This window comes from Polaribacter cellanae, assembly GCF_017569185.1.
Classification (GTDB): Bacteria; Bacteroidota; Bacteroidia; order Flavobacteriales; family Flavobacteriaceae; genus Polaribacter; species Polaribacter cellanae.
The window spans coordinates 374,058-386,713 of record NZ_CP071869.1 but is presented as its reverse complement, the minus strand read 5'-3'; the positions used below and the strand labels follow the sequence as shown (position 1 = coordinate 386,713).

13 protein-coding genes are annotated in these 12,656 nt (G+C 30.2%); 5 read left to right on the top strand and 8 right to left on the bottom strand.

Annotated elements, in window-relative coordinates; genetic code table 11:
- Positions 1–260: 260 nt before the first annotated feature.
- The 8 genes from J3359_RS01720 to nadC form a co-directional block, all read right to left on the bottom strand.
- Positions 261–1,508: a transposase gene (locus tag J3359_RS01720; RefSeq protein ID WP_496559666.1), complete on the bottom strand. Its 1,248-nt coding sequence runs from the start codon at positions 1,506–1,508 to the stop codon at positions 261–263.
- A gap of 351 nt (positions 1,509–1,859) precedes the next feature.
- Positions 1,860–2,621: a cyclase family protein gene (locus tag J3359_RS01715; protein ID WP_208079033.1), complete on the bottom strand. Its 762-nt coding sequence runs from the start codon at positions 2,619–2,621 to the stop codon at positions 1,860–1,862.
- A gap of 102 nt (positions 2,622–2,723) precedes the next feature.
- Entirely contained in the window at positions 2,724–3,389 is a 666-nt protein-coding gene (gene folE / locus J3359_RS01710; protein WP_437440106.1) for a GTP cyclohydrolase I FolE, read from the bottom strand.
- A 109-nt stretch (positions 3,390–3,498) separates the two neighbouring features.
- Entirely contained in the window at positions 3,499–4,866 is a 1,368-nt protein-coding gene (gene hisS / locus J3359_RS01705) for a histidine--tRNA ligase (protein WP_208079031.1), read from the bottom strand.
- A gap of 111 nt (positions 4,867–4,977) precedes the next feature.
- Positions 4,978–5,922: a YihY/virulence factor BrkB family protein gene (locus tag J3359_RS01700; RefSeq protein WP_208079030.1), complete on the bottom strand. Its 945-nt coding sequence runs from the start codon at positions 5,920–5,922 to the stop codon at positions 4,978–4,980.
- A gap of 80 nt (positions 5,923–6,002) precedes the next feature.
- Positions 6,003–6,479 carry a hypothetical protein gene (locus tag J3359_RS01695; protein ID WP_208079029.1) on the bottom strand — a complete coding sequence of 159 codons (477 nt, stop codon included), beginning with the start codon at positions 6,477–6,479 and terminating at the stop codon, positions 6,003–6,005.
- Positions 6,476–7,045 carry a pentapeptide repeat-containing protein gene (locus tag J3359_RS01690; protein ID WP_208079028.1) on the bottom strand — a complete coding sequence of 190 codons (570 nt, stop codon included), beginning with the start codon at positions 7,043–7,045 and terminating at the stop codon, positions 6,476–6,478. Before J3359_RS01690 ends, J3359_RS01695 begins: the two co-directional genes overlap by 4 nt.
- A gap of 42 nt (positions 7,046–7,087) precedes the next feature.
- Complete coding sequence (gene nadC / locus J3359_RS01685) at positions 7,088–7,945, bottom strand: carboxylating nicotinate-nucleotide diphosphorylase (protein WP_208079027.1); 858 nt, start codon at positions 7,943–7,945, stop codon at positions 7,088–7,090.
- A gap of 213 nt (positions 7,946–8,158) precedes the next feature.
- On the opposite strand from nadC, the gene rlmH reads away from it, so the two are divergent.
- The 5 genes from rlmH (at position 8,159) to J3359_RS01660 (ending at position 12,581) form a co-directional block, all read left to right on the top strand.
- A complete protein-coding gene (rlmH, locus tag J3359_RS01680; protein ID WP_208079026.1) occupies positions 8,159–8,632 on the top strand; it encodes a 23S rRNA (pseudouridine(1915)-N(3))-methyltransferase RlmH in 474 nt (157 codons plus the stop codon).
- A gap of 160 nt (positions 8,633–8,792) precedes the next feature.
- A complete protein-coding gene (locus J3359_RS01675) occupies positions 8,793–9,371 on the top strand; it encodes a non-canonical purine NTP diphosphatase (protein ID WP_208079025.1) in 579 nt (192 codons plus the stop codon).
- 76 nt (positions 9,372–9,447) lie between these two features.
- Positions 9,448–10,476, top strand: coding sequence for a FecCD family ABC transporter permease (locus J3359_RS01670; RefSeq protein WP_208079024.1), 1,029 nt, complete (start codon positions 9,448–9,450; stop codon positions 10,474–10,476).
- Between the two features lie 186 nt (positions 10,477–10,662).
- Positions 10,663–11,460, top strand: coding sequence for an ABC transporter ATP-binding protein (locus tag J3359_RS01665; protein ID WP_208080389.1), 798 nt, complete (start codon positions 10,663–10,665; stop codon positions 11,458–11,460).
- A 71-nt stretch (positions 11,461–11,531) separates the two neighbouring features.
- A complete protein-coding gene (locus J3359_RS01660) occupies positions 11,532–12,581 on the top strand; it encodes a M28 family metallopeptidase (RefSeq protein WP_208079023.1) in 1,050 nt (349 codons plus the stop codon).
- The last annotated feature ends 75 nt before the right edge of the window (positions 12,582–12,656 follow it).

Sequence of the window (12,656 nt, the reverse complement as noted above, 5' to 3'; positions counted from 1 at the left end):
TTTTTGTTGCGAAACATAAAATTACAACCCAATGTATTAAGTACTCTACAAAGGTATCATAGAAGTGGTTCTTATTTACCATTACCAAGAAGGCACATTCAGAAAATAGGTTATTTTTAAAAATGCAGCTAAAATTGCGGGCATAATTATTTAAATTCTACCCTCAATTTTTGTTTTAAAGCTGTTTTAAGGGTTCAGTTTCTTAAAAATTTCCCAACAAGACATACCTCTCCCATAAAACTATATTCAATGCTTCAAATTTAGGCTACTTGTTGTGCTGTTTTAGCTATTTTTCTTCGGCCAATTTCAAGAGCATTCCCTGTGTGTATTCCAAAGAATATCCATAGAATTTCATTCTTTTTAGTTTTGGCTTTTATTTTTCGTAAGTGATAATATTCTTTATCCTTTCCAAAAGAACCTTCTAATCTTGTAGCTCTTTCTTTTGCGATAATAGCTCTAAGTTGCTTTTTTTCTTTATGATTTTTCGGCTTTTTTCCCTTGGGGATAAAGTCTGTTTCTATGTTCTTAGAACTACAGTGTTTTCTATTTTTATTGGTGGCATAAATTTTATCTGCTCCAGCTATTTTTACTTTTTTTCGAGTTAATCCTTGTGCTTTTTGGACTGTTTGAATAAAACGATTTCCTTCATGAAATGCATTAAAGTTAATATGTTCGATAAAGCTAATTCCATCAATTTGAACTTTGTTAACTTTTGCTCCAAATTCAACAGGTTTTACTTCCTTTCCTCGAACAATAGGACGAATATAATCCTTTTGAATGCTTACAATTCTATCTTTGATTTTTTCTCCTGTATCAAAATGATCTTTTTGTTGTTTGTAAATCCTTTGAATTGTATTTATTCGCTTATAATACAAAGCTATAAACTCAATATTGTGATTTTCTGACAACTTTTTTTCAAAGTTGATAAATTTACTTAACAGATTGAGTAAACCTCGGGTTAATGAAATACGTTTCGACTTGGTTTTTCTTCGCATTTTACTAAATCCTTGATAACGTTTTTTCCACTTGATATATTTACTTCTAATCATTTTAACCCCTAATATAGAGCAGGTTTTACGTAATTGATTGTACAACCAATGAACCGACTCCCAAAGTAATTTTTGGATGCTAGGGTAACGAACTTCACTTTCATAACAAGTAGCATCCATTACAATTTGATTGGGGTTTTCAATTTCGTTTTTCCAAGAGTTGAATAGAATTTTTTCTATGGAATTAATATCGAGTTTCTCTGCTAATTCACAACGTATTTGGCTCACTATTTTATAGTTTGTTAAGCGTTCAAAACCTAGTTCTATATCACAGAAAAATTGATAGTCTAAATTCGAGTTTAGTTGCTCAATCAATTTTCTATCTGAACAATTAGCATAATGTTTTAAAAACATTAAACCTAGTCTTCCTTTAGGGCTAAAAAGATAGTTTCTCCCTTTTGATTGTTCAGAAATACCAAAAGAGCTAACTAAATCATTCCAAGGAATTGCAGAGTAGATTTTACCTAAATCTCCCTCTAAAAATCGCGCATAATGAGCATCATAATTCTCGCTGAGGGGAAAAAATTGAAATGCGGTGTTGCATTTCAGAAATTCTTCGTACTTTCATAATTGTCGAAATTAAAACCCCGTTTTTTGCCTATATTGGCCATTTTCGGGGTTTATTATAGCTACAAAATACAACAAATCCCTCGTAAAAACAAGGGATTCGTTGTTTTATGAAAGCGCCCAAGAAGAGGATTCAAATCTAAAACTTCTCTTTTTTGAGATTGTTAACGCTTTTCTTTATAATTAAACTTTAGGAATGTTGAATCCGTCTTAATTTCGGCTGTACATTGTTGGCAATAGTATCTATTCAATTATAGCAACGACTCTGGCTGGTGCAGCTGAAGCTCCAACAATTTTTAGTGGGAATACTGCAATTTTAAATCCCACAATAGGAAGCTCATCTAAATTTACAAGTTGCTCTATGTGGCAATACTCCTTTCGCTGTCCTACTAAGTGTGCTTCCCAAAATAATTCAGAATCATTATTTTCTTTGGCTTTTTTTATTAAGTGTTTTAATGGTAAATCCCAACCCCATGAATCAATGCCCATTACCTTAATTCCTTTATCAATTAACCATTCAGTAGCTTTTGCGCTCATTCCAGTTCCTATGTCTGGGAAATTTTTCGTTCCGTTATAAACATCTCGACCTGTCTTAATTAACACAATCATTCCTTCTTTTAGAGATAATTTTTCCTTGTTTAAGAAGTCCTGTATATCTAAAACGGTAATTGGATCAAAGTCCTTTTTATGTTTCATGTCAATAACAATACCATCACCATAACACCAATCTAAAGGAATTTCGTCTATTGTTTTGGCACGCTCTCCATTCACAGTAGGAGAATAATGCCAAGGTGCATCAATATGTGTTGTTGAATGCACTCCCATTTTTTTTATAGTATCATCTGCCCAACCCTCGAATCCTTTTGGAAATAATTTTTTTGGCAATCCCAAAAAACGTAACAGCAAACCTGCTTTCCTGTGTGGTTTATGCTTGATTTTTACTTTCATAAACCAAGGGTCAGATTTAGTATACTTAATTGGTTTTGATAAATCTATAATTTTCATTGAATTCTTGTATAGAATAATAATTATCGTTGTAGTTGGTTTACGATATTTTAAATATTAATTTCAGATTTTTTTTTAATATGATAAGATAGAATTGAATTCTTAAAAATTAGTATCCATTTGTAAATACTGTAAAAATTCTTTTTTAGTTTCTTTCTCTTTAAACTTTCCACCAAATTCAGATGTTACTGTGGAACTTTCAATATCTTTTATGCCTCTCGAATTTACACATAAATGTTTTGCATCTATAACACAAGCAACATCTTGCGTTCCTAAAGCTTCTTGCATCGCTTGCACAATTTGCATTGTTAAACGCTCTTGCACTTGTGGTCTTTTAGAAAAATACTCTACAATTCTATTCATTTTAGAAAGTCCAATTACCTTTCCATTAGAAATGTAAGCAACGTGCGCTCTACCAATAATTGGCAATAAATGATGCTCGCAAGTAGAATACACCACAATATTTTTTTCTACCAACATTTCACCATAATTGTAATTATTGTCGAATGTAGATGGATTTGGCATATTTGCAGGATTCAATCCCATAAAAATTTCGTTTACAAATGCTTTTGCAACTCTTTTTGGGGTTCCCTGAATACTATCGTCTTCTAAATCCATTCCTAAAGTATGTAAAATATCCTTTACACTTTCTTGGATTTTATTTATTTTTTCTTCGTCAGAAATAGTAAAAGCATCTGCTCTTAATGGAGTTTTCGCAGAAGTTGCTACGTGATTATCACCTATTTCTTCAATTCTTTCGTCATTCATTTTGCTGTTCAATTCAAACATTTCAATCGTTTATTAAAATGCAAATTTACGTGTTTGCAACGTATTATTTTTAATTCTTAATAAATTATAATTATAAAACTATAATTTCTTATGCTTTTAATTGATTTACTAATTCTCTTAAAGATAATTTAGATTGTTCTCCAGAAACCATATTTTTTAATGTAAATTCTTGTTTTTCAATCTCTTGAGAACCTACCAATACTACAAATTCAATTTCACGCTTATTAGCGTAATTCATTTGCTTTTTCATTTTTGCGGAATCTGGGTATAATTCTGATTTCACATCATTTTTCCTTAATGCAGCAATTGCTTTCATACAAAATAATGCTTCATTTTCTCCAAAATTAACAAATAACACTTTTGGTTTTGGCAAATCTACAGTTTTAAACAAACCTAATTCTTCTAAAACTAAATAAATTCTGTCTAAACCAAATGAAATTCCAACTCCAGAGACATCTTTTAAACCAAAAATTCCTGTCAAATCGTCATACCTTCCTCCACCTCCAATGGAACCCATTTTCACTCCTTTTGGTGCAGCAACTTCAAAAATTGCGCCTGTATAATAATTTAAACCTCTTGCCAGAGTTACATCTACTTCTAAATTTGCTGATTTTAAACCTAATTCAGCTATTGAATTTATTACAAATCGTAACTCTTCTACTCCTTTTGTACCTTCTTCCGAAGTTTGTAACATGCTTTCTAAAGAAGCTAATTTATTAATATTAGAACCTGTAAAACTAAACAAAGGTTGTACTTTTTCAATGGCTTCTTTTGTGATTTCCTTATCAAGCATTTCTTGTTCCACTTTCTCTTGACCCATCTTATCTAACTTGTCTAAAGCCACTGTAAAATCGATTAATTTATCTTGAGCGCCAATTACTTCTGCAATTCCAGATAATATTTTTCGATTATTGATTTTGATAGTCGTTCCTTCTAAACCTAATTGAGTAAAAACAGTGTCGTATAATTGAATAAATTCTACTTCTTGCCATAAAGATTGGCTACCAACAACATCTGCATCGCATTGAAAAAACTCTCTAAAACGCCCTTTTTGTGGTCTGTCTGCTCGCCAAACTGGCTGGACTTGATAACGTTTGAAAGGAAATGTAATTTCATTTTGATGTTGCACAACATATCTTGCAAAAGGTACTGTTAAATCATAACGAAGTGCTTTTTCGGAGATTTGAGAAGTGAGTTTTAAACTATCTTTTTCAGCAAGTAATTTATCATCAACTTTATTTAAATAATCTCCAGAATTCAAAATTTTAAAAATAAGTCTATCTCCTTCTTCACCATATTTTCCCATTAAAGTTGATGCATTTTCAAAACTCGGAGTTTCAATGGGTTGAAATCCGAAAGTTTCAAAAGTAGTTTTTATCGTATTTATGATATACGTACGATTTGCAACTTCTGTTGGAGAAAAGTCTCTGGTTCCTTTTGGGATGCTTGGTTTCATTAAATAGTTTTTAATTGTTGGTCTTTAGTTTTAAGTCTTACAACTAAAAACTAATCACTCGAAATTTAACACTAGCAATTAAAAATTGCGTTCGCAAATATCGTGAAAAAGTTATAATTTTTTGGGTGTTGTAAAGGTTTTATTTCGTCTTCTTAAACTGTAAATTGTGGCGTTTAATTCAAAGCCCAAAAGTAGAATAATTGCGTTTAACCAAATAAATAACATTAAGATTAAAAGTGTTCCAATAGAGCCATATAGTTCGTTGTATTTAGCAAACTCGTTTACATAAAAGCTAAAAAGATAAAACGTTAAAATAGACAAAATAGTGGTAAAAATGGATCCAGGTGAGAAAAAACGAGAATGTTTTCCTTCTTTTGTTCCATAATGGTATAACATGGAAACTGTAATAAAAATCATTGTTATAAAAATAAAACCTCGTACTAATTGAATCCAAATAATGTTATGTTGAATCCAACTTAAAGAAACCATATTTTTTAAAACTAATTCGAAGAAAACAACAATAACCACTGTTAATAGAAGAAAAAAAGTAATTACTAAAGAAACGAGCATTGCTATAAAATAAGATCGAAATACATTTCGAACGACTTTAACGTGATACGAATATTCGAAACCGCCAAAAATGGCATTTACACCATTGGTCATTAAAAAAATAGACCCTATAAATCCAAAAGAAAGCAAGCCTCCATATTGATTATTAATTATATCTACCAAAACAGAGTCTACAGCATCAAAAGTTTTTGGTGGTAAAACATCTGCAATTATAGACAATAAACCTTCTTGAGCGCCATTAATTGGCACAAAAGGAATTAAGGTTAGTACAAAAAGTAAAAATGGGAAAATTGACATAAAAAAACTATAAGCAATCCCTCCAGCTCTAGTTGTTAATGCACCTTCTACAATTCCAATAAAATACATTTCTAAAACGTCATATAGAGACATCCCTTCTAAACCTGGAATTTTTATTTTTTTTCCAAATTTAACGAGAATTCCAATTATTGGAACTTTTTCGAGATTGTCTTCTATTTCTTTTGTCATAAAACCCCTTTTATCTCCTTTGTCTTTTAGATATTTCCCTATTTCGTCTGCGTTCAATACAGGCTCTAGGAGAAAAATACTTAATATTTAATTTTATTCAGTTGCAAAAATAACTCTTTAAAAAGTAATTCTTTATCGGTTATTGATATTGAGTCTTTTAAAAATAAACAGTCTGCTCCATAAGCTAAATTCGCTAAAAGACCATAATTTTCATTAAAAACTAAAAACCTATTATGACTTGTATTTTCTTTTCTTTGATAAAACTTAAATTTTAAACTTTTAGAATTATATACTTTTTTATTAAAGTGAAATGTATCTAAATCTGAAATTAAAATATCTTTATCTGAATTATATTTTAAAAGTATTTTTTTGATAGTATCTTTTTGATGAAGATATTCGTAATAAATAGTAGATTTTTTTTCGTTTATATGTAATTTGAAATTTTTTACATCATGTTTTAAAAGCGAATAAGAAAAAATTGGAAGATCAACTTCTTGTTTTTTACAAGAAAGAATAATTAAACTAAAAAATACAGCGTACAGAATTACTTTTTTCATTCAACAATAATTTTATAATCAGCTAATAAGCCTACTACATTCTCTTTACTAAACCTTGCACTTTTTAAACGATTTTTTTCTGGATTGATTGTATAGTTATACGAAGATCTAAAATCTGATTTTTCTAAATTGGTGTTTTCAAAAATTGCATTTTTTAAATCGCAATTGTTAAAAATGCCACTATTTACAATTGTTTCTGTAAAATCTACTTCTTGTAAATTACAATTATTAAAAACTGTATTAGGTATTTTTAATTGATAAAAAGATGAAAAATTCAATTGACAATTTGTAAAAGAAAACTGCAATAAAAACGAATTGCATTCATAAAACTTTAGGCCTATTATCTTACAATTTGTAAAGTTTACATCTTTAAAAGCAGTGTCTTTTACAATGGCATTGCTAAAGTTACAATCGATAAACTCGCATTCCACAAACTGAATGTTAGACGCATGCACGTTCTCGAAGTTACAATTCGTAAATACACAATTATCGTATTCTCCTTTATTAATTTTCGTTTTCGTAAAATCGATTTTTGAATATTCTTCACTGTCAAAGTAGTTGTCCATAATTATTAAGGTCTCGACTGCGCTCAACCAGACATTTAGCTGTTAAATTGCTTTTAAACTTAAATCTAAATTATAAACCGAATGTGTTAATGCACCTGAAGAAATAAAATCGACACCACATTCTGCATATTTTCTAATGGTTTTTTCGTTGATTCCTCCAGAAGATTCTGTTAAACATTGGTCTCCAATTAAGTCCACTGCTTTTTTAGTGTCTTCGTAATTAAAATTATCAATTAATATTCTGTAAACACCTTCGTTAGACAAAATTTCTTTAATTTCTTCTAAACTTCTTGCTTCTACAATTATTTTAATATCTAAGCCTTTTTCTGCTAAATATTTCTTGGTTTTTGTAATGGCTTGGGTTATTCCGCCTGCAAAATCGATATGATTGTCTTTAATCATAACCATATCATACAAAGCAAATCTGTGGTTTTCTCCACCACCAATTTTTACTGCCCATTTTTCTAAAGCTCTAATGCCAGGTGTGGTTTTTCTGGTATCTAAAACTTTGGTTTTTGTTCCTTTTAGTAAATCTGCAAAAAAAGCGGTTTTTGTAGCAATTGCACTCATTCTTTGCATCGCATTTAATACCAAACGTTCTGCCATTAAAATGGATTGCGATTTCCCTGAAACATAAAAAACAACATCGCCATATTTTACTTTTTCGCCATCATTTATAAAAGTTTCTACTTTTAAGTCTTTATCAACATAAAAAAAAACTTGTTTTGCGAATGCAACTCCAGCAATAATTCCTTCATCTTTTACCAATAATTTTGCTTTTCCTTTAGCATCTGCAGGAATACAAGAAAGTGAAGTATGGTCTCCATCTCCAATATCTTCTCTAATGGCGTTTTTTATAATAAGGTCTAATTCGTGTTGAAATTGTGCTTCTGAAATCATAAATATGGTTTAATTCTGATGTAAAAATAACAATGATTTTCAACTTTTAGGAAGTTCTAATGATTTTATGTTTTAAAACTGATAAATTTGTAGCGACAATATTTGTCTCCTCGAGCGCAGTCGAGAGGTTTTAATGAGGTCTCGTGAACTTCGTTCGCTACCTAAAATCAAAATATTTTTTGATTTCAAGCAATACTCAACAAGACAGAAACTATGAAAATTAAATTACTTGCCATTGGTAAAACTGATCATAAAAATTTAATTCAGTTAATTGATGAATATCAAAACCGATTAAAACATTATATAAAGTTCGAATTAGAGATAATTCCGGATATTAAAAATGTAAAGAATTTAAGTGAAATTCAGCAAAAAGAAAAGGAAGGCAATTTAATTTTATCCAAACTACAAAATACAGATGTTTTAGTGTTGTTGGATGATAAAGGAAAACACTTTACATCTATCGAATTTTCGCAATATCTTCAGAAAAAAATGAATGCAGGAATTAAACAATTGGTTTTGGTAATTGGTGGTCCTTATGGTTTTTCTGATGCCGTTTATAAAAAAGCAAATGGAAAAATATCCTTATCTAAAATGACATTTTCCCACCAAATGATTCGTCTTTTTATTGTGGAACAATTGTATAGAGGTTTTACGATTTTAAAGAAAGAGCCTTATCATCATGAGTGAATATTATCTTAACCTTTTTGTTTAGTATTCACTAAATATAAATAAGAGAAGAAACTTATACTTTTTAGAAAATATTTTCTTGAATTTAGGAAATTAGTAAAATTCGTGTCTTAACTTTTGTAACTTTGAACTTTCAATTTTAAACTTTGAATTATAGAGTATGAAACTCGTTTTTGCAACCAACAACCTAAATAAACTAAAAGAAGTTCAGGAAATGCTTCCTAACTCCATAGAATTATTGGGCCTAAAAGATATTAATTGTTTTGATGAAGTAGATGAAACCGAAACTTCTTTAGAAGGCAATGCTAAGTTGAAAGCAGATTATATTACCAATAAATTTGGCTATAATTGTTTTGCAGATGATACAGGTTTAGAAGTTGAAAGTTTGGATGGAAAACCAGGTGTTTACTCTGCACGTTTTGCTGGAGAACCTGCCAATTCTGAAAATAATATGCAAAAACTATTATCAGAATTAAAAAATAAAGAAAATAGAAAAGCACAATTTAGAACTGCTGTTTGTTTGAATTTAAATGGAAAGCAATTTCTATTTGAAGGAATTTGCAAAGGTGAAATTCTAACAGAAAAACAAGGCGAAAAAGGTTTTGGTTACGACCCCATTTTTAAACCAGAAGGTTTTAGCGAATCTTTTGCTTCCATGAATCCTAAGGAAAAAAATAAAATTTCTCACAGAGGAATTGCAATAAAAAAATTGGTAGAATTTTTAACTAATTATAAATAGTGTCTCTTCGAGCGCAGTCGAGAAGTTAAAATCAGGTCTCAATTGCACTTCAATCAGGCAAGAACATCTGCTATAAATGGAAAAAAAATCATTCAAAAAACATTTTATAATCCTATCCATTTTATTGGTGGTCTTGTTTTTTGTGAATATCAGTTTGGGTTCTGTTTCCATTCCGTTTAAAGATATTTTTAATACTTTAATTGGCAATTTTTCTGCCAAGGAAAGTTGGCAAACTATAATTCTGCATTTTAGATTACCAAAAGCAATTACAGCTATTTTAGTAGGTTCTGGTTTGTCTATTTGTGGTTTGTTAATGCAAACCTTGTTTAGAAATCCATTAGCAGGTCCTTTTGTTTTAGGAATTTCTTCTGGCGCAAGTTTAGGAGTGGCATTGCTAATTTTAGGATCCTCTCTTTTTGGTGGATTTTTCTTAACCAATTCATTTTCTAATTGGTCGCTTCCAATTGCAGCGAGTTTAGGTGCTTTTTTAGTTTTATCTGCTGTAATTATTGCTGCAAACAGAGTTCGAAATACGATGTCCATTTTAATTATTGGGTTGATGTTTGGGAGTTTAACAGGTGCAATTATTAGTGTTTTGGCTTATTTTAGTGAAGCCGAACAAATTCAGCAATATTTATTTTGGAGTTTTGGAAGTTTAGGAAATCTTTCTTGGAACGAAATACTTGTTTTTAGTTGTATTTATGTTTTAGGTGTTTTTGGAACCATATCAATTATAAAGCCTTTAAACAGTTTTTTATTGGGTGAAAATTATGCGAAAAGTTTAGGCATAAACGTAAAGAAAAGTAGAAACATTGTTTTGTTAGTTACAAGTTTACTAACTGGTGTTATTACTGCTTTTTCTGGACCTATTGCTTTTGTTGGTTTGGCTGTGCCCCATATTGCAAGAATGTTGTTTTCGACATCTAATCATAAAATATTGTTACCAGCAGTTGCTGTTTTAGGTGCAATTATTTTATTAATTTGCGACGGAATTGCACAATTACCAACGAGTGAATTTACATTGCCAATTAATGCAATTACATCGCTTTTTGGAGCACCAGTTGTTATTTGGTTGTTGATTCGTAAAAAGAGGATATTTGTATAGCCCGTCCTAAACTTCCCAAAAGGAAAGAACTAGTTTGTTTATGAATAGAAAATAGAAATTAACCACATAGAAACATAGAAAACATAGAGTTGTTGTGGAATTTGGACTTTGAAATTCTGAAACTCTGAAACTCTGAAACTCTGAAACTCTGAAACTCTGAAACTCTGAAACTAAAAAAACAAAAAAATCGAAAACAAAAACAAAAATAACATCCTAAAAACCGAAAATCTAACAATCGGTTATCGACAAAAAAAACAAGATAAAATTGTTTTTTCTGATGTAAATCTATCCATTGAAAAAGGAAAACTAATTAGTGTTTTGGGTAAAAACGGCATTGGAAAATCCACTTTACTGCGAACCATTTCTAAAGTACAAAAACCTATTTATGGAAGTGTTTTTTTAGAAAATAAAAACTTAAATGACTATTCTGAAAAAGAACTTTCCACAAAATTAAGTCTGGTACTAACCGAACGTTTACCTGAAAGCCAATTAACTGTTTTTGAACTCACTGCACTTGGAAGACAACCTTATACAAATTGGATTGATAAGCTCTCCGAAAAAGATATCGAGAAAGTAAACCTTGCCCTCGAACAAACAGAAATAGCGCATTTAAAGAATAATCGATTTTACGAGTTAAGTGACGGACAATTACAACGTGTTTTAATTGCGAGAGCTTTGGCACAAGACACCAAAATTATTATTTTAGATGAACCCACTGCTCATTTAGATATGCATCATACATTAAAAATATTTTCTCTTTTACAAAAATTGGTTGCAGAAACCTCGAAAACAATCTTAATATCTACTCACGAAGTTAATTTGGCAATTCAATTATCGGATGAAATTATTCTTTTAACAGAGAACGCTATAATTTCTGGAACTTCATCAGAATTAATAGAAAAAAACGCTTTTGACGATTTGTTTCCTAAAGATATCATAAATTTTAACAAAATGTTACAACAGTTTGTCATCAACAAAAATTAATTTTGATGTACTTGTAACTTTTTGTTACATTTGGTTACTTAATAACAACAAACAAAATACTTTTTTAATCGATGAAAAAAATACTTTATGTTGCTAGTGCAGTCGCTTTTATGGCTTGTGGTTCTAGTAAAAATGTATCTAATGATGATGCAAATGTAGATCAAGCTGCAAAATATGCCAAAAGCATTACTGCAAAAGACTTAGGTGCACACTTATTTACGTACGCTTCAGATGAATTTGAAGGAAGAAATACTGGTGAACCAGGACAGAAAAAAGCTGTTGAATATTTAAAGAATTTTTATGTTTCTGAAGGAATCGCTTCTCCTTTAGGGGGAGATGATTATTTCCAAGAAGTTCCTGCAGCATTTTTAAACAAACGTAAAAGAAGAACTCCTTTAAAAGCTTCTGAAAACGTTGTTGCATTTATTAAAGGTTCAGAAAAACCAGATGAAATTGTAGTAATTTCTGCACATTTAGATCACGAAGGAGTTAAAAACGGAGAAATTTATAATGGCGCAGATGATGATGGTTCTGGAACAGTAGCTATTTTAGAAATTGCACAAGCTTTTCAAATGGCTAAAAAAGCAGGGAAAGGTCCAAAACGTTCTATTCTATTTTTACACGTAACAGGTGAAGAAAAAGGTTTATTAGGTTCTAAATACTATACAGATGTAGATCCTATTTTTCCATTAGCAAATACTGTTTGCGATTTAAATATAGATATGATTGGTAGAATTGACGATAGACACAAAGCAGACCCAAATTACGTGTATTTAATTGGTTCAGATAAATTGAGTACAGAGTTACACAACATTTCTGAAGCTGTAAATAAAAAATATATGAATATTAATTTAGATTATAAATATAATGATGAGAATGATCCTAATAGATTTTACTATAGATCTGATCATTATAATTTTGCAAAAAATAATGTACCAATTATTTTCTATTTCAACGGAACACATGCAGATTATCACAAACCTACTGATACTCCAGACAAAATTAACTACGAGCTGCTAGAAAACAGAACGCGTTTGGTTTTTTATACTGCTTGGGAAGTTGCAAATATGGATAAAAGAATTGTTGCAGATAAAGCAGAAGTAAAGGAAGAAACGAAGTAAGTTTTATTTTCTCTTTAAAACATCTAAAACCGAGACTTTTGCTTGGTTTTTTTTATGTACTCTATTTACAGAAAC